This window comes from Pseudomonas sp. TSO6, from assembly GCF_056098905.1.
Genome location: NZ_JBLZWV010000002.1, coordinates 1 through 22714, shown reverse-complemented (window position 1 = coordinate 22714; position 22714 = coordinate 1). Strand labels below are relative to the sequence as shown.

The window sequence follows — 22714 nt, the reverse complement described above, 5'->3', positions numbered from 1 at the left end:
TACCATGAATCCACCAGCGCCTCTGATCCGACAGCCAGTGCTTACTCTGTCGGTTTCTTCAGCTTCGGATTAGGGAAGAACTGCACCGTCTGGACCTTGGCCGGCGCCGCCTTGGGCGCCAGGTGGTTGACCCGGGTGCCGAGCTCCTTGGGCACCGACAAGCCCTGCTCGTTGAGGGTGTCGGTGAACCCGCAGGCGACGCACTCGCGGTGCGGTACGTCGTCTTCGCTCCACATCATCAGCTTGTCGGGCTCGCTGCACGCGGGGCATACCGCCCCGGCGATGAAGCGTTTCTTGGTCTTGTTCACAACTACCTCGCTCACGCCGCAGCGCCTTCGGTAAGACCACTATGGCGCAGCAGCGCATCGATGGAAGGTTCACGGCCACGGAAGTCGACAAACAGCACCATCGGCTCGCGCGAACCGCCACGGGCCAGGATAGCCTCGCGGAAGGCACGCCCGGTCTCGGCATTCAGCACACCTTCTTCCTCGAAGCGCGAGAAAGCGTCAGCCGACAGCACTTCAGCCCACTTGTAGCTGTAGTAGCCCGCCGCGTAACCGCCCGCAAAAATGTGCGCAAAGCTGTTGGGGAAGCGGTTGTACGCCGGTGGGCGCATGACCGACACCTCGTCACGCACGCCTTCGAGCACCTGCAGTACGCTGCGACCGTCGCCATGGCTGGCGTGCAGCTCGAAGTCGAACAGCGAGAACTCCAACTGGCGCACCATCATCATGCCCGACTGGAAGTTCTTCGCCGCCAGCATCTTGTCCAGCAGGTCCTGGGGCAGGGCCGCGCCGGTTTCGTAGTGGCCGGAGATCAGCGCCAGGCCTTCCGGCTCCCAGCACCAGTTTTCCATGAACTGGCTTGGCAACTCGACCGCGTCCCAGGCCACGCCGTTGATACCGGAAACACCGGCATGCTCGATGCGGGTCAGCAGGTGGTGCAGGCCGTGGCCGAATTCGTGGAACAGGGTGGTGACTTCATCGTGAGTCAGCAGTGCAGGCTTGCCGGGTGCGGCCGGGGTGAAGTTGCACACCAGGTTGGCCACCGGGCTCTGCAGCTCGCCACCGGCAGTGCGACGACGGTCGCGGGCGCCGTCCATCCAGGCACCGCCGCGCTTGTTGGCGCGGGCGTAAAGGTCGAAGAAGAAGCGGCCGACATGCTGGCCGTTTTCCTTGATCTCGAACAGGCGCACGTCCGGGTGCCAGCTGTCGAAGCCCTTGAGCTCGGCGATTTCGATGCCGTACAGGCGCTGCACGATGCTGAACAGACCGCCCAGCACCTTGTCGATCGGGAAGTAGGCGCGCAGGGCTTCCTGCGACACGCTGTAGCGCTGCTCGCGCAGCTTCTCGCCAAAGTAGCCGGCGTCCCAGCTGGCCAGTTCAGGGCAGCCCTGCTCGGCGGCATAGGCCTTCAGCTGCTCCAGGTCCTGGGCGGCAAACGGCTTGGAACGCTTGGCCAGGTCCCGCAGGAAGCTCAACACCTGGTCGCTGGACTCGGCCATCTTGGTGGCCAGGCTCAGCTCGGCGTAGTTCTTGTAACCCAGCAACGCAGCCAGTTCCTGGCGCAGGTCGAGAATTTCCTGCATCACCGGGCCGTTGTCGAACTGGCCGGCATTCGGGCCCTGGTCCGAGGCGCGGGTGCAGTAGGCAGCGTACAGCTCTTCGCGCAGGGCGCGGTCGCTGGCGTAGGTCATCACGGCGTAGTAGCTGGGGAATTCCAGGGTGATCAGCCAGCCGTCGAGGCCCTTGGCCTGGGCAGCGGCCGCCATCTGCGCCTTGGCCGAATCGGTCAGGCCGGCCAGTGCGGCTTCGTCGGTAACGTGCTTGGTCCAGGCCTGGGTGGCGTCGAGCAGCTGGTTGGAGAAGCGGCTGCCCAGCTCGCTGAGCTTGCTTTGCACTTCGGCGTAGCGCTGCTGCTTGTCCGCCGGCAGGTCGATACCCGACAGGCGGAAGTCACGCAGGGCGTGTTCGAGAATAGTCTTTTGCGCCACATCGAAGCCGGCGGCTTCGGGGCTATCGATCAGCGCCTGGTAGGCTTCGAAAAGCGCGCGGTTCTGACCCAGTTCGGTCGAGTAGGCGCTCAATGCAGGCAGGCACGACTCGTAGGCCTCACGCAGTTCGGCGCTGTTGCACACCGCATTGAGGTGGCTGACCGGGCTCCAGGCAGCGCCCAGGCGGTCGTTCAGTTCGTCCATGGCCAGCACCAGGCCAGCCCAGGTAGGGGCCTTGCCCTGCTTTTCGAGGATCTCGGCAATGGCTTTACGGTTGTCGGCCAGGATAGCTTCGATCGCCGGGAACACGTGTTCGGCACGGATTTGCGAGAAGGGCGGCAGATCGTGGGATTGCAGAAGCGGGTTGTTCGCAGTCACGGTTTGGATACCTTGGCAGAAGAAACACTGCCCCATCTTAATTACAATCGACGCCGACCGCAGCAGGCAGCCTGCCTATCGGCACAGATGAGAGACGCTATCATGGCCATCCGAAGCTTCCAGCAACACACTCCGAAAGTTGGGCTACGTGCCTTCGTCGACCGCTCGGCAGTGGTGCTGGGCGACGTGGAGATCGGTGAAGACAGCTCGGTCTGGCCGCTGACCGTGGTACGCGGCGACATGCACCGCATCCGCATCGGCGCACGCACCAGCGTGCAGGACGCCAGTGTGCTGCACATCACCCACGCCGGCCCGTTCAACCCGGACGGTTTCCCGCTGATCATCGGTGACGAGGTGACCATCGGCCACAAGGTGATGCTGCATGGCTGCACCCTGGGCAACCGCATCCTGGTCGGCATGGGCAGCACCATCATGGATGGCGCCATCGTCGAGGACGAAGTGATCATCGGTGCCGGCAGCCTGGTACCGCCGGGCAAACGCCTGGCCAGTGGTTACCTGTACATGGGCAGCCCGGTGAAACAGGCCCGGCTGCTGAACGACAAAGAGCGCGCGTTCTTCTCCTACAGCGCCGGCAACTACGTGAAGCTCAAGGACCAACACCTGGCCGAAGGCTACGACCAACCGGAATAAACCCGACTAACGAGACGAGCATGCAACAGCAAAACATCCTCTTCGACCTCGACGGCACCCTGACCGACCCACGCCTGGGCATCACCCGCTCGATCCAGTATGCCCTGGCCAAGCTGGGCATCGACGAGCCGGACCTGGCCCGCCTCGAACATTTCATCGGCCCACCCCTGCTGCAGGCCTTCATGCAGTTCTACAGCTTCGACGAAGCCAGGGCCTGGGAGGCGGTGAACTTCTACCGGGAGCGTTTCCGCGTCACCGGCCTGTACGAAAACCTGGTGTTCCAGGGCGTGCCGGAGTTGCTCGAAGCCCTGAACGGTCAGGGCCGTACGCTGTACATCGCCACCTCCAAGCCGTGGGAATTCGCCCGCGAAATCGCCCGGCACTTCGCCTTTGACCACCACTTCAAGGTGATTTACGGCAGCGAGCTGGACGGCACGCGCACCAACAAGGTCGAGCTGATTCGCCACCTGCTGGATGAAGAAGGGCTGGACCCGGCGCAAACCCTGATGATCGGGGACCGCAAGCATGACCTGATCGGCGCGCGCAGCAATGGCTTGCAGGCGGTGGCGGTGGGGTATGGGTTTGGTAGCCGGGAAGAGCTGATGGCAGAAGAGCCGGCCTACCACTTTGCGACCTTGGCCGAGATGCATCAGGCATTCATCAAGGCTTGAGGGCCCTAAGGGGCTGCTTTGCAGCCCATCGCGACACAAGGCCGCTCCTACAAGAATCGCGTATGTCCTGTAGGAGCGGCCTTGTGTCGCGAAAGGGCCGCAACGCGGCCCCAAAATCTCACAGGTTAACCATCAACCCCTGCAACGCAGCCTTGCGCTCTTCAATCGGCAACCGCCCCAACTGCTCGACCCGCTGGTAAAACCGAAGCCAGTCCCCGCCCACCTCACGGAACACCGCCGCAAACGCCGGCACCCACTGGTCATACAGCCCAAACGGCAACAACTTGGCATTACTCATCGGCCCATACATCCAGGCGTCATAACGCTTGTCACCGCCCCACTGGCCATCACGCACCTGCCGGTACTCACGCCTCAAACGCTCAAACTCGGCCTGCTTGGCCAGCCGCTTGTGCGCATCGTCCAGCGGCCCGCCATAAATCGCCTGCAACCGCTCACGGCTGGCCAGCACCAGCCTGATGAACTGGTCACGCTGCTGCCCCTGCTCCTCGCCAACAGCGGCAAGCCCACGCGCTGCACGCCATTGCCGGGTGCCTTCCTGCTCGACAAAGGAGGCAAACGATTCGTTGAACTCGGTATCGTCCTGCACATAGAAGCGCTGGTGAGCCAGTTCATGGAAGATGAGTGTGGCCAGGCGCTCGTCGCCCCAACCGACCATTGACGACAGGATCGGGTCGTCGAACCAGCCAAGGGTCGAATACGCCTCCACGCCCCCCAGATACACATCCAGGCCGTCCTGGCGCATCAATGCCGCCGCCCCGCGTGCCGCACCTTGCTGGTAGTAGCCGCGATAGGCCACGCACCCCGCAATCGGGAAACAGTGCGTCACCGGCTGCAACGACAGTTCGGGCGTGGCAAACACATTCCACACCACATAAGGCCGGCCAATGTCGGCATAAACCCGGTAGCTGCGGTTATCCGGCAGTTTCAACTGCTGGCTGGCGAACACCCGCGCCTGTTCAGCGTGCGCCAGGCGCGAGCGTAACTGCGGTGACGTGGTGGGGTCGGCAAGCACCTGCGCGACTGGCTGTCGCGCACGCAGCAGCTGCAATTGGCCCTCGGCCAGCTGCCCATAGGAGGCCACGCTGCTGCAACCGTTCAGCAGGAGCGCCCCCAGCAGCGGAACCAAACGGGTGAAAACGCGGTCGAGTGCCCCAGGGTCTGAGCGCTGCATAAAAAAAAGTCGAAGCATCCGGGCTGTATGACTCGCTCAAGGCCAAATTCGCTCCAAGACTATCTCGCCAAGGGGGAGTTTCGCCATGCGTGCATTGTTGGTCGCCGGTTCACTGTTGCTGATATCCGCCTGTTCCACGTTGCCAGCCCCGGACCCGAATCAGGCCTGGATCGACCTTACCCCCTACGACAACACCTCGCTGGACGCCGTGCAGGTCGATGAACGTGACTGGGCCGACAGCCGCTATTTCGAAGTACAGCCCGGCAGCCACGAGCTGACCGTGCGCTACCAGTTCCCGGTCACACCCAGCAATATCGGCCCGGTCGACGAGCCCTTGTGGCGCGACTGCCAGGTCAAACTGAGCTTCAAGGACTTTGCCGCCGGGCAGCGCTATCAGCTGCACGCTGGCAGTATCGGCTTCCGCCCCTGGATCAAGCTCTACAACGACCAGCAGAAAATGGTCGGCCAAGGCTTGCCTGCAGGCTGCCAACGCACCTGAACCGCACAAACGGCGCTATGCTTGTTACTTGTAAATCGCAAGTGGGAGTTTTGCCATGCGCCAGCCCATGATGCTGATCGCCCTCAGTGCACTGGGGGCTTGCGCCAGCCCCTTGCCCCCCGTCGACCCCAAGCAGGCCTGGGTTGATCTGTACACCATGACCCCCGGCCGCGTGATCATGGCCGACCGCCTCGATGGCAAGCGCCTGGAGGACGGCCGTTACTTTCAGGTAACGCCCGGCAAGCACGAACTGGTGGTGCGCTTCGATTATGAAATCTACTCGGGCGGCATCATGTCCGAACCCAGGGACCGAACCTGCTACCTGACCGTGCGCTTTGACGACTTCAAGGCCGGCGAGCGTTATCGCCTGGAAGCGCGGGCGCCGGTGATGGAGCCGCAGGTGCTGCTGTACGACGCCAGCCGCAAAGTGCTGGTGAACGAGCCTAGTAACGTGTTCTGCATTCCGTGAGCTGGGGCTGTTTGCAGCCCATTCGCAGCACAAGGCTGCTCCTACAGGGATCGCCTACGTTTGCAGGAGCAGCCTTGTGCTGCGATGGGCCGCAAAGCGGCCCCGAATCTACCGATCATTCTTCTGGTAAATGATCTTCTTCGTCCCGCCATCGCAAGTGCCGACGACCATATTCTGGTCCTTGACCTCACTGTTGGGCACGATCTCCAGGGTGTAGGACGGCACACCCTGAGCCTGGATCTTGGCCTCGATCTCGGCTTTCAGTTCCTCGCACGGCTTGACCGCCGCCAACGTGGATGTGGCGACCAGGGAAGCCAACACGGCGATTGCTACGCGAATCATGGAACGGCTCCTGAAAAGGCAGCGTGCTGCCGACGCTGTTTAGACTACAGCAAACCGCCTCCGTTGCGCCGCTTCAGCCCACCAGCGCTGCATCCAGGCTGATTTTTGCGTTCAGCACCTTGGACACCGGGCACCCTTCCTTGGCCTTGTTGGCAATCTCCAGGAACTGCGCCTCGCTCGCGCCCGGTACCTTGGCCCGGAGCACAAGATGCACGGCCGTAATGGCAAAACCATCCGGCAGCTTGTCGAGCGTCACCTCGGCAGCGGTGTCGATCCGGTCCGCAGTCAGCCCTGCTTCACCGAGCATCATCGACAACGCCATCGAGAAACAGCCGGCATGCGCGGCGCCGATCAGCTCCTCCGGGTTGGTTCCAGGCGTGCCCTCGAAACGGGTGTTGAAGCCATACGGGTTCTGCTTGAGCGCGCCGCTTTCGGTAGAAAGCAGGCCCTTGCCATCCTTCAAGCCACCTTGCCAGATCGCCGATGCTGTCTTTTTCATACTGCCTCCTGGTCATTCGGTTACGTGGTTATGGATTCAGAGGCCCGCCACTTACGGCAAGTTCAGACCAATCGCACAGCAAACATTGAATCCCCCGAATATGCCCATACAGAGTTACAAAGGCCTCTGGCCAACCACCTTTGCGGAGGCTCCCATGACGCAGCTGCGTGACCTGAAAATATCCACCCTCGACCTGGTGCCCGTGCGCGCCGATGCAGGCCCGGCGCAATCGCTGCGCAACTCGCTGGACCTGGCGCAACACGTCGAGCGTTTTGGCTACAACCGCTTCTGGGTGGCGGAGCACCACAACATGGACGGCATCGCCAGTTCGGCGACGTCGGTGCTGATCGGCTACCTGGCCGGTGGCACCTCGACCATTCGCGTAGGCTCTGGCGGGGTGATGCTGCCCAACCACGCGCCGCTGGTGATCGCCGAGCAGTTCGGCACCCTGGCCAGCCTCTACCCGGGGCGTATCGACCTGGGCCTGGGCCGTGCGCCGGGCTCGGACCAGATGACCGCCTACGCCCTGCGCCGCGACCGTGCCGGCGGCCCGGACGACTTCCCGGACGATGTCGAGGAACTGTCGCGCTACCTCGGCCCGCGTACCGATGATCAAAAAGTGATCGCCGTGCCGGGGCACGACACTGACGTGCCGATGTGGCTGCTCGGTTCCAGCCTGTTCAGCGCCCAGCTGGCGGGCATGCGCGGCATGCCCTATGCCTTTGCCTCACACTTTGCGCCGCGCTACATGCACGAGGCGATCCGCGTTTACCGCAATCATTTCAAGCCTTCGACCACGCTGGACAAGCCGTATGTGATGCTGGGCATCCCCATGGTGGTGGCAGAAACCGACGAAAGGGCCGAATACCTGGCAACCTCGGTGTACCAGCGCATCCTGGCGCTGATTCGCGGCCAAAGCCTGATGCAGAAGCCGCCGGTAGAAAGCATGGACGGGCTGTGGTTGCCCCATGAGCGGGATACGGTAGGCAGTTTCCTGGGCCTGGCGATGATCGGCAGCCCGCAAAAGGTAAGAGCCAAGGTGGAGGTGCTGCTGGAGCAGACCGGGGCGGACGAGCTGATCTTTACCTGTGACCTGCATGAGCATGCGGACCGGATCCGGTCCTATGAGCTGTTGGCGCAGGCCCTCAAGACCGCCTGACCTTTTTCGCGGGCTCGCCTGCTCCCACAGGACTGCACGGGTGCCTGACCCAGTGTGGTACCTGTGGGAGCGGGCGAGCCCGCGAAAAAGCAAACGCATCAACCGCGGCGGTACACAATCTCTTTGGTACCCGCCTCGCAGCTACCAATCACCTTGCCGGCCGGCTCGCCCTTGTTGACGACCTCCAGCTTGTAGCCAGTAACCCCTTTGGCATCCAGCTTGGCGGCAATTTCTGCCTTCAGCTCTTCGCACGGCTTGCCCGCCGCCAGCGCACCACCGGCCAATGTCATCAGGCCCAGCGCCAGAATCAGTTTGTTCATCGATCGCTTTCCTTGTGCAGATGAAATCAGAAAGGGCGCCCGCCAAGGCGCCCCTCTCCTGAATACCCCATTAGGCCGGGATCATCCAGCCCGGCAGTGTTTCAGCTATTGGCGATACGAAAGCCCACCTTCAGCGTGACCTGAAAATGCGCGGCCTTGTTGCCTTCAATATGCCCACGGGTATCGACCACTTCAAACCATTCCAGGTGTTTGATGCTCTTGCCGGCTTCTGCCAGGGCATTGTTGATCGCGTCTTCGATGCTGGTTGGCGAGGATCCCACCAGCTCGATCTTCTTGTACGTGTGATGGTCAGTCATGTTCACGCTCCTTGGATAACGGTGAAATTCAGCCTAGCAGGGTAGACCTGGTTTACCTGCGAGCCATCCGCCAAGGTGAAAGTTCGATCGCACTTTCGCGCGGGCCAAGGGTCGCAACCTTACAGCCCATACTGCAAAGGAGAGTCAACATGCACCGCAACTCGCTGCGTAAAACATCCCTGGAAAGCATGGAAGCGGAGATCGAAAGCCTTCTGAAAAGCCTGGAAAACCTCAAGCATGACGCCTCGGAAGAGTCCCAGAAGTCGGTGAAGGCAATCCGCAGCAACGCCGAAAGTGCGCTGAAACACTCGCGTAGCCTGCTCAGCGATGCTTACGAGGAAGTGAAGACCCGCACCCGCCAGACCGGTATTGCTACCCGTGATTACGCACAGGAGCACCCGGTTACGACAGCGGGCGTGGCGCTTGGCGCCCTCGGCCTGCTGGCGGCCTATCTGCTGACCCGTCGCAACTAACCCGCCTGGCGTTCCAATTCGCGGCGCAGCCACTGCGCCAACTGCTCGGCGCGCCCATCTGCGGCGCGCCGCGGCACCCACAAGGCCAGCGCTGCCCGGGTAGGGGAAAAACCCCACGGCGCGCTGAGCCTTCCGGCCCGCAAGTCATCAGCCACCAGTGGCTGCGGCGCGATGGCCACCCCAAGGCCTGCAACCGCAGCCTCCAGCAAATAGTACAAATGCTCGAACGCCTGGCCATACTGCAACCCGGCCGGGTCCAATCCCTGTTGCCCAGCCCATGTCGGCCATGCTTGTGGCCGCGAGGTGGTATGCAACAGGGCCTCCTCCAGCAGGGCTTTGGCGGGCGCATCTCGCAAGCGATCGAAGCCGGCAAAATGCGGGCTAAGCACCGGCCCGATGCGCTCCTCAGCCAGCACATGCACCTGCATGTCCGCCGGCCATGGGGGTTCAGCGTATACCAGCAATGCATCGAGCCCTGGACGACGGGGGTCGAGGTCACCTTCACCTGCGGACAAGTGCAGGCGCAACTCAGGCAAATCCGCCTTCAGGCGACCAAGCCTGGGGATAAACCAACGCGCTAGCAGGCTCCCCGAGCAGCCCAGCACAAACGGCGCCTCGCTGACATCGCGGCTGAGTTCTGTACACACGCTGCGCAACCGGTCGAAGGCCTCACCGCTGGCATCGCGCAGACGCACACCGGCATCTGTGAGTTTGATGCCGCGCCCGTCCTTGACGAAAAGCGCCACCCCCAGGTGCTCCTCAAGCACCTTGATCTGCCGGCTGACAGCGCCATGGGTAACATGCAGCGCTTCAGACGCCTGGCTGACGCTGTTGAGCCTGGCGGTAGCCTCGAAGGCGCGCAGGGCATTCAGGGGAGGGAGGTCGTGGGCCATGGTACCTGTGAGTTTTTCTGACAAGTTTGCGCAATCTTATCGGTTTTCAGCCGGGCTTGCCGTGGTTAGAGTAAAGCCCATCACTCATTCATTACGCCCTGGAGCGCCCCATGACCCAGTCCCAATACCGCCCCGGCCCCGACGCCAACGGCCTGTTCGGCTCGTTCGGCGGCCGCTACGTGGCCGAAACCCTCATGCCACTGGTGCTGGACCTGGCCCGCGAATACGAAGCGGCCAAGGCAGACCCCAAGTTCCTCGAAGAGCTGGCCTACTTCCAGCGCGACTACATCGGCCGCCCCAACCCGCTGTACTTCGCCGAGCGCCTGACCGAGCACTGTGGCGGTGCGAAGATCTTCTTCAAGCGTGAAGAGCTCAACCACACCGGCGCGCACAAGGTGAACAACTGCATCGGCCAGGTGCTGCTGGCCAAGCGCATGGGCAAAAAGCGCCTGATCGCCGAAACCGGCGCCGGCATGCACGGCGTGGCCACCGCCACCGTCGCTGCCCGCTTCGGCCTGCCGTGCGTGATCTACATGGGCGCCACCGACATCGAGCGCCAGCAGGCGAACGTGTTCCGCATGAAGCTGCTGGGCGCCGAAATCGTCCCGGTTACCGCCGGTACCGGTACCCTGAAAGACGCCATGAACGAAGCCCTGCGCGACTGGGTCACCAACGTCGAAGACACCTTCTACCTGATCGGCACTGTCGCTGGCCCACACCCGTACCCGGCCATGGTCCGCGACTTCCAGTCGATCATCGGCAAGGAAACCCGCGCTCAGCTGCAAGAGAAGGAAGGCCGCCTGCCAGACAGCCTGGTTGCCTGCGTCGGTGGTGGTTCCAACGCCATGGGCCTGTTCCATGAGTTTCTCGAAGAGCCAAGCGTACAGATCATCGGCGTCGAAGCGGGTGGCCACGGCGTGCACACCGACAAGCACGCTGCCAGCCTGAACGGCGGCGTACCCGGCGTACTGCACGGCAACCGCACCTACCTGCTGCAAGATGCAGACGGCCAGATCACCGACGCCCACTCGATTTCCGCAGGCCTGGACTACCCGGGCATCGGCCCGGAGCACGCCTACCTGCACGAAGTGAAGCGCGTCGAGTACGTCAGCATTACCGATGACGAAGCGCTGGATGCGTTCCACGCCAGCTGCCGTCTGGAAGGCATCATCCCGGCGCTGGAAAGCTCCCACGCCCTGGCCGAAGCGATCAAGCGCGCACCGAAGCTGCCCAAGGACCACCTGATGGTCGTGTGCCTGTCGGGCCGCGGCGACAAAGACATGCAAACCGTCATGAACCACATGGCCGCCCAGGAGAAACAGGCATGAGCCGTCTTGAACAACGCTTCGCCGAACTGAAGGCCGAAGGCCGTTCGGCACTGGTCACCTTCGTCACCGCAGGCGACCCGGGCTACGACGCCTCGCTGCAGATCCTCAAGGGCCTGCCGGCAGCCGGCGCCGACGTGATCGAACTGGGCATGCCGTTCACCGACCCGATGGCCGATGGGGTGGCCATTCAGCTGGCCACCCTGCGCGCCCTGGAAGCTGGCCAGACCTTGGCCAAAACCCTGCAGATGGTTCGCGAATTCCGTGTGGATAACCACACTACGCCAATCGTGCTGATGGGCTACTACAACCCGATCCACCGCTTTGGCGTGGATGCGTTCGTGGCTGAAGCCAAGGAAGCAGGTGTCGATGGCCTGATCATCGTCGACCTGCCGCCAGAGCACGATGCCGAACTGGCCACCCCGGCCCAGGCTGCAGGCATCGACTTCATCCGCCTGACCACCCCGACCACCGACGATGCGCGCCTGCCGCGCGTGCTGGAGCGAAGCTCCGGCTTTGTGTACTACGTGTCGGTGGCCGGTGTGACCGGTGCCGGCTCGGCGACCACCGAGCACGTGACCGAAGCCATTGCCCGCCTGCGCCGGCATACCAAACTGCCGATCAGCGTCGGTTTCGGCATTCGTACCCCGGAGCAGGCTGCAAACATAGCTCGCTTGGCGGATGGTGTCGTGGTGGGCTCGGCGCTGGTCGACAAAATTGCCCACGCCAAAAGTGCCGATCAGGCGGTGACTGATGTATTGAGCCTGTGCTCAGCACTGGCTGAAGGCGTGCGCGGCGCCCGCCGCTAAACCGCGTCGCCTGCTTCGCGGGCTTGCCCGCTCCCACAGGGACTACACAGATGCTGAAAACTGTGGAGAACCTGTGGGAGCGGGCAAGCCCGCGAAGAGGCCATCACAGGCAACAGAATTACCCACCAAAAATCGACAGCTTCAATGGCCGCACGGCCCCCATCCAGATCGCATGATCCCGGTGGTCCGCCAGTTCATCCCCGGTTTCCGGGTGCATGAACACCACCAGGCCCTTGCGGTACAGCGCCAACCAAGGCAAAACCACCCCTACCACTTCAGGCCCGAACGCCAGCTGGCAACTCCAGTCCGGGTGCGGCCCAACCGGCTTCTGATGCATGCGCCCCATGGTCACGGGAAACAGCCGCGCCGCCTCCTCGCACAGTTCACGGGCCTGCTCCATGGTCGCTGCGTCGTAATAAACGTGGGCGTGGTAACCCTTGATCCTCTGCACGATAACTCCTGATTGCGGTCCAACCATCACCACCTGCAAAGGGAGTGATGCAGTGAAAAACGCCGAAACCCCAGTGTTCAAACTGGTCTTGCTCGGGCCTGAAAGCAGCCTGGGCAATGCCCTGATGGCCGAGCTGCTGTCGCGCCAGCACGAAGTCACCGCGGTGGTCGATGACCTGAACCGCCATACCGCACGCCCGGGTCTGCACTTCAAGATAGGCGGGCTGGACGATGCCGACCAGGCAGAGCAGGGCGCGGCAGGCGGCTCGGCGGTAATCGCCTTGTTGTCGGCGCTGGCGCCAGGTGACTTGCCGGGGCAAGCACGCCTGAGCGAGGCGCTGGTGGCGGGGCTTGAGCGTACGACTATACGCCGGCTGTTGCTGGTGGGCGATTTCGCTGTGCTGGATGAGCCGGCCAAGTACAGCGAGGCAGAGCGCGAATGTGTGGACCAGGTGGTTGATGGGTTGCAGCGCAGTGCTTTGCACTGGACCTTGATCAATACGCCGCAGGCTTTGCCCGATGAGGGGTGGGCACGTGTGGCGGCGGGGATGGCGGATATGCTGGAACTGGACCTGCACCGGGGCGAGCATCTGAACTTCGTGGTCTAGATCGCCGGGGCTGCTGTGCAGCCCAAGATCTCAAAGGCTGCGCCGATGCCTGGCCCTGTGCAGTACTTGTGGGAGCTGGCTTGCCGGCGATGGGCCGCAAAGCGGCCCCAAGATCTCAAAGGCTGCGCCGATGCCTGGCCCTGTGCAGTACCAGTGGGAGCTGGCTTGCCGGCGATGGGCCGCAAAGCGGCCCCAAGATCTCAAAGGCTGCGCCGATGCCTGGCCCTGCCCATTACCTGTGGGAGCTGGCTTGCCGGCGATGGGCCGCAAAGCGGCCCCAAGATCTCAAAGGCTGCGCTCATGCTCCAGCCAACCCACAAACCGCTCGATCAGCGCCCCACGCCGCTTGCGCGGCGGCAGCACCGCGTAGTATCCGCGCTGCGAGCGCAAACTCCCCTCCAGCGGCCGGCACAGCAGCCCTTGCTCTACCAACCCATCCACCAGGTGCCGCCAACCAATCGCCACCCCTTGTCCTGCAATCGCTGCCTGAATCAGCAACGTATAGTTGTCGAACCGCAATTGCCCCGCAGGCGGTAGGCTGGCCACGCCAAACCCGCGGAAAACCCCCGCCCAGTCAAACCAGCGGCTGGCCTGCTCGCCCTTCAAATGCAGCAAAGGCAAACGTTGCAAAGCCACGGCTGACAAGGGTTTGCCATCCGTCAGGCGGGGGCTGCACACCGGGAAAACTTCTTCATCGAACAGCCAGCGGCTTTCACCCTGGTGAAAGCGCCCGTCGCCAAACAGCACCGCCACATCGATGTCCGGGCGCAACATCCCCTGGCTGCGTTCACCGGTCACCAGGCTCACATCCACCTGTGGATAAGCCTCGTGAAAGCGTTGCAGCCTTGGCATCAGCCAGAAGGCCGCAAAGGCAAAGTCGGTGGCCACCTGCAGCACTTCGCGCTGACCGCGCCCGCTGGCCTGGGAAATGCCGTCATCCATGGCTTGCAGGCCCTGGTGTACCTGTCCAAACAACAGCTGGCCGGCCTCGGTGAGCTCGATGCCCCGATAAATACGGTCAAACAGGCGCGTGCCCAGCTGGGCTTCCAGGCGTTTCACCTGTTGGCTCACTGCCGGCTGTGTCGTGCCCAGCTCCAGCGCCGCAGCGGTAAAGCCACGCAGGCGCGCTGCGGCTTCGAACACGCGCAAGGTATCCAGCGACAGGCCGGCGAGGTGTTCAAACATAAGCTCAGCTAATCCCAGTCATTGCCCGCCATGGGCTTTACCCATGTTATCCGCAGTCGCATCTTGGAAGGCAAGTGAATCGCATAACCCTCAACGATGGAAGCCACCATGACGCGCCCGAATATCCTGTTCATCATGGCCGACCAGATGGCCGCACCCTTGCTGCCGATCTACGCCCCTTCGCCCATCCAGATGCCGCACCTGAGCCGCTTGGCCGAGCAGGCGGTGGTGTTCGACTCGGCCTACTGCAACAGCCCGCTGTGCGCGCCGTCACGCTTCACCCTGGTCAGCGGCCAGTTGCCCAGCCGCATCGGCGCTTACGACAATGCCGCCGATTTCCCCGCCGATGTGCCGACCTATGCCCACTACCTGCGCCGCCTGGGCTACCGCACCGCGCTGTCCGGCAAGATGCACTTCTGCGGCCCGGACCAGCTGCACGGCTACGAAGAGCGCCTGACCAGCGACATCTACCCGGCCGACTACGGCTGGGCGGTGAACTGGGACGAACCGGATGTGCGCCCAAGCTGGTATCACAACATGTCTTCGGTACTGCAGGCCGGCCCATGCGTGCGTACCAACCAGCTGGATTTCGACGAGGAGGTGGTGTTCAAGGCGCGCCAGTACCTGTACGACCATGTGCGCGAGAACGATGGCCGGCCATTCTGCCTGACCGTTTCGATGACTCACCCGCACGACCCGTACACCATCCCCAAGCGCTATTGGGACCGCTACGAGGGTGTGGATATCCCCATGCCACGCGCCGAGTTCAACCAGGCAGAACTCGACCCCCACTCGCAACGCCTGCTCAAGGTTTACGACCTGTGGAACAAGCCGCTGCCTGTGGAAAAAATCCACGACGCCCGCCGCGCTTACTTCGGCGCCTGCAGCTACATCGACGACAACATCGGCCAGCTGCTGCAAACCCTGGAAGAGTGCAACCTGGCCGACGACACCCTGATCGTGTTCTCCGGCGACCACGGCGACATGCTTGGCGAGCGTGGCCTCTGGTACAAGATGCACTGGTTCGAGATGTCGGCGCGGGTACCGCTGCTGATCCATGCGCCCAAGCACTTTGCGGCGGCTCGGGTCAGTGCCTCGGTATCGACCTGCGACCTGCTGCCAACCTTGGTAGAACTGGCCGGCGGTGCTGTGGATAACAACCTGCACCTGGACGGCCGCTCGCTGCTTGGCCACCTGCAAGGGCAGGGCGGCCACGATGAAGTGATCGGCGAATACATGGCCGAAGGCACCGTCGGCCCGCTGATGATGATCCGCCGTGGGCCTTACAAGTTCGTGTACAGCGAAGACGACCCATGGCTACTCTATGACCTGAGCCGCGACCCGCACGAGCGGGAGAACCTCGCCGGCAGCCCGGACCACCAGGCGCTGCTGCAGGCATTTGCCGATGAAGCACGACAGCGTTGGGATATCCCCAGCCTGCGCCAGCAGGTGCTCGCCAGCCAGCGGCGCCGCCGCCTGGTGGCGGAGGCGCTGGCCATCGGCACGCTGAAAAGCTGGGACCACCAACCGCTGGTGGACGCCAGCCAACAGTACATGCGCAACCACATCGATCTCGACGACCTCGAGCGCAAGGCACGTTATCCACAGCCCGCACCCCTGGATTGAAAAGAGAGGCCGCCATGCACAAGTTCTCCGCCGCCGTGTTCGCCCTGGCCCTGGGCACCGCCACGACCCACGCCGCCGACAGCGACGCGCAATGCAGTACCGTAAAAATGGCCGACCCCGGTTGGAGCGATATCGCCTCGACCAATGCCGTGGCCCGTCTGTTGCTGGAAAGCCTGGGCTACAAGGTGAAGATCGACAGCCTGGCCGTGCCGATCATCTACGGCGGCTTGAAGGACGGCCGCGTCGATGTCTTCCTGGGCAACTGGATGCGGGCGCAGCAAGGCTTCCATGACAAGTTCATCGCCAACGGCGATGTGCAGCAACTGTCACGTAACCTGGAAGGAACCGAGTTCACCCTGGCGGTGCCCGACTACGTGTGGAATGCCGGGGTGAAGGACTTTGCCGACCTGCAGAAGCATGCCGACCAGTTCGACAAGAAGCTGTACGGTATCGGCTCCGGTGCACCGGCCAACCTGTCGCTGAAGGCAATCATCGACAAGAATGAATTCAACCTCGGCCAGTGGAAACTGGTGGAGTCCAGCGAGCAGGCGATGCTGGCCCAGGTCGACCGGGCGGTGAAGAAACAGCAGTTCATCACCTTCCTTGGCTGGACCCCGCACCCGATGAACGTGAAGCTGAAAATGCATTACCTGACTGGCGGGGAAAAGTGGTTCGGCAGCAAGGGCGAGGTGTATACGCTGACCCGAAAGGGTTATCCACAAGCCTGCCCGAATGCGGCAAAGCTGTTGGGTAACCTGAAATTTACCTTGGACATGGAAAACGCCATCATGGCCGAGGTTGTGGATAAGAAGATCAGCTTCGATGACGCGGCCAGGGCTTGGGTGAAAACGTATCCCGAGGTGCTGGAAGGGTGGTTGGCTGGGGTGACTACCAAGGCCGATGGCAATGCCCTGGAGGCCGTCAAAGCCAAACTGTAGTTTCAGACACGACGCGTCCCCTGTGGGAGCGGGTAAACCCGCTCCCACAGGGGACAGTGGACCTTTGGAAATGTGAATATCTCATGCATCGCATCATTCACCTGCTGCCCTTCCTCACCTGGCTCCCGCGCCAATCGGGCCGCAGCCTGCGCCAGGACCTGCTGGTCGGCCTGAGCGGTGCCATCCTCGCCCTGCCACAATCCATCGCCTACGCCCTGATCGCCGGCTTGCCCGCCGAATATGGCCTGTACGCCGCCATCGTACCGGTGCTGATCGCCTGCCTGTGGGGTTCGTCCTGGCACCTGATCTGCGGCCCCACCGCTGCCATCTCCATCGTGCTCTACGCCAGCATCAGCCCGCTGGCCGTGGCCGGCAGCGCCGATTACATCACCCTGGTGCTGCTGCTGACCTTCCTCGGCGGCATCTTCCAGCTGCTGCTCGGGCTTTTGCGCTTTGGCGCGCTGGTCAACTTCGTCTCCCACTCGGTAGTACTCGGTTTCACCTTGGGCGCCGCCATCGTCATTGCCCTGGGCCAATTGCCCAACCTGCTGGGCATGGACCTGCCCAGCCAGGCCACAGCACTGAAAACCGTACAGGACCTGGCCAGCCATGCAGGGGAGGTCGACCTGCCTTCCTTGCTGTTGGGCCTGGCCACCGTAGTGATCGGCGTGGCCTTCAAGCTCTGGCGCCCACGCTGGCCGAGCCTGTTGATAAGCCTGATGCTGGTCAGCTTGCTGGCCTGGCTGTTGCCGGGCTTATTTGGCCATGTGCCGCGGGTGGCAGCGTTCACCGGGCAACTCCCGCCTTTCAGCCCGCTGCCTTTGCTAGACGTGGAGCTCATGTTGCGTCTGCTGCCCAGCGCCGTTGCGGTGGGCATGCTGGGGTTGGTCACCAGCCTGTCGATTGCCCGCTCGTTATCGGCACGTTCAGAACAACTGATCGACCCGGACCAGGAAATACGCGCACAGGGCCTGTCGAACATTGCCGGTGCATTTTTCTCCGGCTACCTGTCCGCCGGTTCCTTCACCCGCTCGGGCCTGAGCTACGAGGCGGGCGCCCGTTCACCAATGGCCGGGGTGTTCTCGGCTCTGTGGGTGGCGCTGTTTGCCGTTACCGGCGCCGGCCTGATCGCGCACCTGCCGATCCCGGCCATGGCCGGCAGCATCCTGCTGATCTGCTGGGGGTTGGTGGACCATCGGGGGATTCGCGCGCTGTTCAGGGTCAGCCGCTCGGAGTTCCTGGTCATGACACTGACGGCGGCGGCGACGTTGTTGCTGGAGCTGCAGACGGCCATCTATGCCGGGGTGCTGGCGTCACTGTTTTTCTACTTGAAGCGCACTTCCCGGCCACGGGTGCAGCAAAGCCGTGAAGGAGACGCGGATGTGTTACGGGTGGGCGGGTCAATATTCTTTGGGGCGGCGCATTACCTGCAGGTGCGCTTGCAGCGCTGCCAGGGGCCACATGTGGTGATCGATGCCCGGCAGGTGAATTTTATCGATTACTCGGGTGTGGATATGTTGCACCGCGAGGCGCGGCGGTTGCGGCGGTTGGGCGGGAGTTTGACCCTGCACCGGGCCAGGCCGCAGGTGATCGAGGAATTGCAGAAGCTGGAAGGGGTGGAGTTGTGTCCGATCCGGTTTGAGGAATGAGGTTGGGTCCTGGGGCTGCTTTGCAGCCCATCGCGACACGAGGCCGCTCCCACAGAGGATCGGCATACGACGTACTTTGTGGGAGCGGCCTTGCGTCGCGATAGGGCCGCAAAGCGGCCCCAAGAATCTCAGCCCCGAGCCAGTTGCCGGCGCAGTTCAGCCAGCACCGGCGCCGTATCCGGCCTCACGCCACGCCAGATAAAGAAGGCTTCAGCCGCCTGCTCAGCCAGCATCCCCAACCCGTCCAGTACTTTCGCAGCCCCCAGCTTGGTAGCCCACGCGCAAAACGGCGTCGGCTCCTTGCCATACATCATGTCGTAGCAAACCGTGCGCCCCGCCTCGACCAGGCTGTCGGCAATCGGCGGCATCTCCCCGGCCAGGCTCGCCGAGGTGGCGTTGATGATTACATCCACAGGCTCCTGCAACCAGGCAAACCCGCTGGCCACCACCGGCCCCAGCTCATCGAACTCTCGCGCCAGCTGCTCGGCTTTTTCCACAGTGCGGTTGGCAACCACAAGCGACTGCGGTTTGTGCGCCAGAATAGGCTCCAGCACGCCACGCACGGCGCCACCGGCACCGAGGATGAGAATGCGTTTGCCAGCCAGTTCGACCCCGGCATTCACTGTCAGGTCGCGCACCAGCCCCGCGCCATCGGTGTTGTCGCCCTGCAGGGTGCCATCAGCCAGCTTGCTCAGCGTGTTCACTGCGCCAGCGCGCTGGGCACGCGGGGTCAGGCTGTCGCACAGGCGGTAGGCCTCTTCCTTGAACGGCACGGTGACGTTGCCGCCGCTGCCTTGCTTGAAGAAGCCGCGCGCGCAATCGCTGAACTCGTCCAGCGGCGCCAGCAGGGTGGCGTATTCCAGGTCCTGGCCGGTCTGCTCGGCGAACAGGCGGTGGATCAGCGGCGACTTGCTGTGGCCGATGGGGTTACCAAAAACGACGTACTGGTCCATGACGGCTCCTTGTTTATCCACAAGCTTACTGGCCAAGCCAGTCGCGGTCCTGCAGGAAGTACTCGGTCAGGCGCGCTTCTTCGCTGCCGGGTGCGGCCTTCCAGTCGTAACCCCAGCGCACCTGAGGTGGCAGCGACATGAGGATGGACTCGGTGCGGCCACCGGACTGCAGGCCGAACAGGGTGCCACGGTCGTAGACCAGGTTGAACTCCACGTATCGGCCGCGGCGGTATTCCTGGAACTCGCGCTGCAGCGGGGTGTAGGGCGTGTCCTTGCGGCGCTGGACGATCGGCAGGTAGGCGTTGACGAAGGCATCGCCGATGGCGCGGATGAAAGCGAAGCAGGTGTCGAAGTCCCACTCGTTCAGGTCGTCGAAGAACAGGCCGCCGATGCCGCGTGGCTCGCCACGGTGCTTGAGGTGGAAGTAGCGGTCGCACCAGGCCTTGTAACGCGGATACACGTCGGCGCCGAACGGTGCGCAGGCCTGTTCGGCCACGCGGTGCCAGTGGATGCAGTCTTCTTCGTTGCCATAGTACGGCGTCAGGTCGAAACCGCCGCCGAACCACCATACGGCCTCTTCACCTTCCTTTTCGGCGATGAAGAACCGGACATTGGCGTGGGAAGTGGGCACATGCGGGTTGTGCGGGTGGATCACCAGCGACACCCCCAGGGCCTCGAAGCCACGGCCCGCCAGTTCAGGGCGGTGGGCGCTGGCCGAAGGAGGTAGGCCGGCACCAAACACATGGGAGAAGTTGACCCCGCCTTTCTCGATCACCTTGCCGTCGCCGATCACCCGCGTGCGGCCCCCGCCACCGGCTTCGCGCACCCAGGCATCCTCGACGAAACGGGCGCCGCCGTCTTCGGTTTCGAGAGCAGAGCAGATGCGGTCTTGCAGGTCGAGCAGGTAGGCTTTCACGGCCTCGGTGCGGCTAGTCATCGGGTCACCAGGAACGGGCAGGGAAGAATTCGCGCGTAGCATACCACCGCCAGCGCGCGCGCCGCAGTTGACGGCGATCAAGCAAAGGCGTCCGATAGAAGGCCTTTTCCCGATCCCGACTACAGGAGTGCGAGATGGCCAAGCGTATCCAGTTCAGCCAGCATGGCGGCCCGGAAGTGCTGCAGTTTGTGGAATTCGAACCCACCCCGCCCGGGCCGCAGCAGGTGCGCGTGCGTAACCACGCCATCGGCCTGAACTTCATCGACACGTACTTTCGCAGCGGGCTCTATGCACCGCCGTCCCTGCCTTCTGGCCTGGGTACCGAGGCGGCCGGCGTGGTCGAGGCCGTGGGCGACGGTGTGACCCGCCTGAAGGTGGGTGACCGCGTGGCCCATGCCGGTGGCCCGCTGGGCGCGTACAGCGAGGTGCATACGCTGCCGGAGGCCAACCTGGTCAAGCTGCCCGACAACATCAGCTTCGAGCAGGCGGCAGCGGTGATGCTCAAGGGTTTGACCGTGCAGTACCTGCTGAAGCAGACCTATGAAGTGAAGGCGGGCGATGTGATCCTGTTCCACGCCGCAGCAGGTGGCGTCGGTTCGCTGGCCTGCCAGTGGGCCAAGGCCCTGGGCGCCAAGCTGATCGGCACCGTGAGTTCTGCCGAGAAGGCCGAGCGGGCCAAGGCGCTGGGGGCATGGGAAACCATCGACTACAGCCACGAAGATGTGGCCAAGCGGGTACTGGAACTGACCGACGGCAAGAAATGCCCGGTGGTGTATGACGGCGTGGGCGCCGAAACCTGGCTGACTTCGCTGGACTGCCTGCAGCCACGCGGGTTGATGGTGAGCTTTGGCAATGCCTCGGGCGCGGTGAGCGGGGTGAACCTGGGGATCCTGGCGCAGAAGGGCTCGTTGTACGTCACCCGGCCGACCTTGGCGACCTATGCCAATAATGCCGAGAACACCCAGGCCATGGCCGATGACCTGTTTGCGATGATTGCGAGTGGCAAGCTGGTTGTGGATATCCAGCAGCGGTATCCATTGAGCGAGGCGGCCAAGGCACAGGCGGAGCTGTCGGCGCGGCGGACTGTAGGATCGACTGTACTAATCCCCTGAGCCACACACGTTCCCTGTGGGAGCGGGCATGCCCGCGAAGCAGCCACCGCGGTGGATGGCACCGGCTCTGCCGGTGTTCGCGGGCACGCCCGCTCCCACGGGTACTGCGTCGGCTTCAATAGCTGCGCTATGCCTGTGAGGGCCGGTTTGTCTGTGGAGGGGTCGACTCGATGCCATCGAATATCGCCTCAATCACACCCTCTGCCATTTCAATCGCATGCAGGTTCGACCAGAACATTCCGCGGCCTTCTTCACGCATGTAGTCCAAAGCTTTGTAGCCGGTTTCGTAAGCGCTGCGTAGGTACAGGGCTACGTGGACCAGAGCGTCCTCGGCGGAAATGTTCGGGTTGACGGTGAAGAGCGGGTCATGGCCGGCGTCGCAGCGGCCGAAGGGGCGGGTGGAGGTGCAGGGTAGGGGTGGATCGGGGACTATTTTCTTGCTCATGGGAATTCACCTGATCAGGGCGGCCGCTCAATCCGTTACCACACGAAATGGGTGGCAGCTGCACGCGGGGTGGTAAACCGGACGAATCCCAAACCCGGCAGGCTCGAAAGCCTCCCGCGCACAGCCGCCATGGCTGCCATTCAGAATTCGCACATCCGGGTTACCACACCCGATCGCCAAGTTATTCGGCGACGGTTTAAGCCTAAGGGCAGAGGTTCCCACTGAGAAGGTGATGGCAGAGGACGCGGCTCGTAGGATATTTCCCAAGCCGCAAGCTGGACAGCCATTTCGGTAAGATTCAGAAAACTCTGATCACGCAAATGGCGACAGGAGGCGCATGCACAGCATCAATCGATCTGGCGCACGCAGACCGCGTAACGGTAACCAGGCGCTCGCCTTGGTTTCTGTGGTGTCGCGCAAATCGAGCGCCGCCCGCGCGGCGCATCGCCGGCAAGCCAGCTCCCACATTTGTTTCGGGCCAATCACTCCTGTGCTGTCATCGCTGCCCGCCTTGTTTTTACCCTTCGATATCGAAGGTATCGCTGCCGCTACTACTTTCATCTCAAGGCATGCGCCAAGGGTGCGCGCGCCAAAGGTGCAGGAGTAACTGGCCCGAAACAAATGTGGGAGCTGGCTTGCCGGCGATGCGCCGCGCGGGCGGCGCTCGATCTCACAGGCGAAGAAAGCATCAAGGCGAGCACCTATCAGCCCTCACACGATCGCGCGCCAGCCATTCGAGACAAAACCAGAAAAATCTGCAGGGGTTTGCGGCCCAATCGCCGGCAAGCCAGCTCCCACATTTGTTTCGGGCCAGTTACTCC

General features: G+C 63.0%; 27 protein-coding genes. 14 read left to right on the top strand and 13 right to left on the bottom strand.

Annotated elements, in window-relative coordinates; all coding sequences use genetic code 11:
- Positions 1 to 41: 41 nt before the first annotated feature.
- Positions 42 to 323 carry a YheV family putative zinc ribbon protein gene (locus tag ACN6NG_RS00170; RefSeq protein ID WP_016497397.1) on the bottom strand — a complete coding sequence of 94 codons (282 nt, stop codon included), beginning with the start codon at positions 321 to 323 and terminating at the stop codon, positions 42 to 44.
- A complete protein-coding gene (gene prlC, locus ACN6NG_RS00165; protein ID WP_474312709.1) occupies positions 320 to 2407 on the bottom strand; it encodes an oligopeptidase A in 2088 nt (695 codons plus the stop codon). Before prlC ends, ACN6NG_RS00170 begins: the two co-directional genes overlap by 4 nt.
- Before the next feature lie 66 nt (positions 2408 to 2473).
- Here prlC and ACN6NG_RS00160 point away from each other — a divergent pair, with 66 nt between their 5' ends.
- The gene (locus tag ACN6NG_RS00160) at positions 2474 to 3022 is read left to right on the top strand and encodes a gamma carbonic anhydrase family protein (protein WP_474312708.1); all 549 of its coding nucleotides are present in this window, start codon (positions 2474 to 2476) and stop codon (positions 3020 to 3022) included.
- A 20-nt stretch (positions 3023 to 3042) separates the two neighbouring features.
- Positions 3043 to 3693: an HAD family hydrolase gene (locus tag ACN6NG_RS00155; protein WP_474312706.1), complete on the top strand. Its 651-nt coding sequence runs from the start codon at positions 3043 to 3045 to the stop codon at positions 3691 to 3693.
- A 118-nt stretch (positions 3694 to 3811) separates the two neighbouring features.
- Here the strand turns inward: ACN6NG_RS00155 and ACN6NG_RS00150 are convergent, their stop codons facing one another.
- The gene (locus ACN6NG_RS00150; protein ID WP_474312703.1) at positions 3812 to 4885 is read right to left on the bottom strand and encodes an aminopeptidase; all 1074 of its coding nucleotides are present in this window, start codon (positions 4883 to 4885) and stop codon (positions 3812 to 3814) included.
- Positions 4886 to 4970: 85 nt separating this feature from the next.
- Between ACN6NG_RS00150 and ACN6NG_RS00145 the strand changes: the two genes are divergently transcribed.
- Positions 4971 to 5384: a PA0061/PA0062 family lipoprotein gene (locus ACN6NG_RS00145; RefSeq protein ID WP_474312701.1), complete on the top strand. Its 414-nt coding sequence runs from the start codon at positions 4971 to 4973 to the stop codon at positions 5382 to 5384.
- A gap of 55 nt (positions 5385 to 5439) precedes the next feature.
- Entirely contained in the window at positions 5440 to 5853 is a 414-nt protein-coding gene (locus ACN6NG_RS00140; RefSeq protein ID WP_016484244.1) for a PA0061/PA0062 family lipoprotein, read from the top strand.
- 108 nt (positions 5854 to 5961) lie between these two features.
- Here the strand turns inward: ACN6NG_RS00140 and ACN6NG_RS00135 are convergent, their stop codons facing one another.
- Together ACN6NG_RS00135 and ACN6NG_RS00130 are read right to left on the bottom strand one after the other, a co-directional pair.
- Positions 5962 to 6195 carry a DUF1161 domain-containing protein gene (locus ACN6NG_RS00135; RefSeq protein ID WP_016497391.1) on the bottom strand — a complete coding sequence of 78 codons (234 nt, stop codon included), beginning with the start codon at positions 6193 to 6195 and terminating at the stop codon, positions 5962 to 5964.
- 73 nt (positions 6196 to 6268) lie between these two features.
- Positions 6269 to 6694 (bottom strand): OsmC family protein, encoded by a 426-nt coding sequence (locus tag ACN6NG_RS00130; protein WP_019470354.1) that lies wholly within the window; start codon positions 6692 to 6694, stop codon positions 6269 to 6271.
- A gap of 154 nt (positions 6695 to 6848) precedes the next feature.
- Between ACN6NG_RS00130 and ACN6NG_RS00125 the strand changes: the two genes are divergently transcribed.
- Complete coding sequence (locus ACN6NG_RS00125) at positions 6849 to 7853, top strand: LLM class flavin-dependent oxidoreductase (protein ID WP_353457138.1); 1005 nt, start codon at positions 6849 to 6851, stop codon at positions 7851 to 7853.
- Between the two features lie 98 nt (positions 7854 to 7951).
- Here the strand turns inward: ACN6NG_RS00125 and ACN6NG_RS00120 are convergent, their stop codons facing one another.
- Together ACN6NG_RS00120 and ACN6NG_RS00115 are read right to left on the bottom strand one after the other, a co-directional pair.
- Positions 7952 to 8173, bottom strand: coding sequence for a DUF1161 domain-containing protein (locus ACN6NG_RS00120; protein WP_049276156.1), 222 nt, complete (start codon positions 8171 to 8173; stop codon positions 7952 to 7954).
- A gap of 101 nt (positions 8174 to 8274) precedes the next feature.
- Complete coding sequence (locus ACN6NG_RS00115) at positions 8275 to 8490, bottom strand: dodecin (RefSeq protein ID WP_016497387.1); 216 nt, start codon at positions 8488 to 8490, stop codon at positions 8275 to 8277.
- 149 nt (positions 8491 to 8639) lie between these two features.
- Between ACN6NG_RS00115 and ACN6NG_RS00110 the strand changes: the two genes are divergently transcribed.
- Positions 8640 to 8963, top strand: coding sequence for an ElaB/YgaM/YqjD family protein (locus tag ACN6NG_RS00110; protein ID WP_016497386.1), 324 nt, complete (start codon positions 8640 to 8642; stop codon positions 8961 to 8963).
- Here ACN6NG_RS00110 and ACN6NG_RS00105 read toward each other — a convergent pair.
- Positions 8960 to 9856 carry a LysR family transcriptional regulator gene (locus ACN6NG_RS00105; protein ID WP_474312697.1) on the bottom strand — a complete coding sequence of 299 codons (897 nt, stop codon included), beginning with the start codon at positions 9854 to 9856 and terminating at the stop codon, positions 8960 to 8962. The two genes, ACN6NG_RS00110 and ACN6NG_RS00105, sit on opposite strands and share 4 nt — an antisense overlap.
- A 110-nt stretch (positions 9857 to 9966) precedes the next feature.
- On the opposite strand from ACN6NG_RS00105, the gene trpB reads away from it, so the two are divergent.
- A complete protein-coding gene (trpB, locus tag ACN6NG_RS00100; protein ID WP_016497384.1) occupies positions 9967 to 11184 on the top strand; it encodes a tryptophan synthase subunit beta in 1218 nt (405 codons plus the stop codon).
- Entirely contained in the window at positions 11181 to 11990 is an 810-nt protein-coding gene (gene trpA, locus ACN6NG_RS00095; protein WP_063424516.1) for a tryptophan synthase subunit alpha, read from the top strand. The genes trpB and trpA overlap by 4 nt, the downstream gene beginning before the upstream one ends.
- Positions 11991 to 12108: 118 nt before the next feature.
- Here trpA and ACN6NG_RS00090 read toward each other — a convergent pair whose 3' ends face one another.
- Positions 12109 to 12441: a DOPA 4,5-dioxygenase family protein gene (locus ACN6NG_RS00090; RefSeq protein WP_016497382.1), complete on the bottom strand. Its 333-nt coding sequence runs from the start codon at positions 12439 to 12441 to the stop codon at positions 12109 to 12111.
- Between the two features lie 52 nt (positions 12442 to 12493).
- On the opposite strand from ACN6NG_RS00090, the gene ACN6NG_RS00085 reads away from it, so the two are divergent.
- Positions 12494 to 13048: an NAD(P)H-binding protein gene (locus tag ACN6NG_RS00085; protein WP_474312695.1), complete on the top strand. Its 555-nt coding sequence runs from the start codon at positions 12494 to 12496 to the stop codon at positions 13046 to 13048.
- A gap of 285 nt (positions 13049 to 13333) precedes the next feature.
- Here ACN6NG_RS00085 and ACN6NG_RS00080 read toward each other — a convergent pair whose 3' ends face one another.
- On the bottom strand, positions 13334 to 14233 hold the full coding sequence (locus ACN6NG_RS00080; protein WP_353457140.1) for a choline sulfate utilization transcriptional regulator: 900 nt from the start codon (positions 14231 to 14233) through the stop codon (positions 13334 to 13336).
- A 108-nt stretch (positions 14234 to 14341) separates the two neighbouring features.
- Between ACN6NG_RS00080 and betC the strand changes: the two genes are divergently transcribed.
- From betC to ACN6NG_RS00065, 3 genes are all read left to right on the top strand, one after another.
- Positions 14342 to 15859 carry a choline-sulfatase gene (betC, locus tag ACN6NG_RS00075; protein ID WP_353457141.1) on the top strand — a complete coding sequence of 506 codons (1518 nt, stop codon included), beginning with the start codon at positions 14342 to 14344 and terminating at the stop codon, positions 15857 to 15859.
- Positions 15860 to 15873: 14 nt separating this feature from the next.
- Complete coding sequence (gene choX, locus ACN6NG_RS00070; protein ID WP_474312693.1) at positions 15874 to 16797, top strand: choline ABC transporter substrate-binding protein; 924 nt, start codon at positions 15874 to 15876, stop codon at positions 16795 to 16797.
- A gap of 83 nt (positions 16798 to 16880) precedes the next feature.
- The gene (locus ACN6NG_RS00065; protein WP_016497377.1) at positions 16881 to 18446 is read left to right on the top strand and encodes a SulP family inorganic anion transporter; all 1566 of its coding nucleotides are present in this window, start codon (positions 16881 to 16883) and stop codon (positions 18444 to 18446) included.
- 128 nt (positions 18447 to 18574) lie between these two features.
- Here ACN6NG_RS00065 and aroE read toward each other — a convergent pair whose 3' ends face one another.
- Positions 18575 to 19399 (bottom strand): shikimate dehydrogenase, encoded by an 825-nt coding sequence (gene aroE, locus ACN6NG_RS00060; RefSeq protein ID WP_049274556.1) that lies wholly within the window; start codon positions 19397 to 19399, stop codon positions 18575 to 18577.
- A gap of 25 nt (positions 19400 to 19424) precedes the next feature.
- Complete coding sequence (gene hemF / locus ACN6NG_RS00055) at positions 19425 to 20336, bottom strand: oxygen-dependent coproporphyrinogen oxidase (RefSeq protein WP_063422588.1); 912 nt, start codon at positions 20334 to 20336, stop codon at positions 19425 to 19427.
- A 134-nt stretch (positions 20337 to 20470) separates the two neighbouring features.
- On the opposite strand from hemF, the gene ACN6NG_RS00050 reads away from it, so the two are divergent.
- Positions 20471 to 21448, top strand: coding sequence for an NADPH:quinone reductase (locus ACN6NG_RS00050; RefSeq protein ID WP_474312692.1), 978 nt, complete (start codon positions 20471 to 20473; stop codon positions 21446 to 21448).
- Positions 21449 to 21575: 127 nt separating this feature from the next.
- Here the strand turns inward: ACN6NG_RS00050 and ACN6NG_RS00045 are convergent, their stop codons facing one another.
- Positions 21576 to 21893: a hypothetical protein gene (locus tag ACN6NG_RS00045; protein ID WP_474312691.1), complete on the bottom strand. Its 318-nt coding sequence runs from the start codon at positions 21891 to 21893 to the stop codon at positions 21576 to 21578.
- 337 nt (positions 21894 to 22230) lie between these two features.
- Between ACN6NG_RS00045 and ACN6NG_RS00040 the strand changes: the two genes are divergently transcribed.
- Complete coding sequence (locus ACN6NG_RS00040) at positions 22231 to 22500, top strand: hypothetical protein (protein ID WP_155737803.1); 270 nt, start codon at positions 22231 to 22233, stop codon at positions 22498 to 22500.
- Positions 22501 to 22714: the final 214 nt, after the last annotated feature.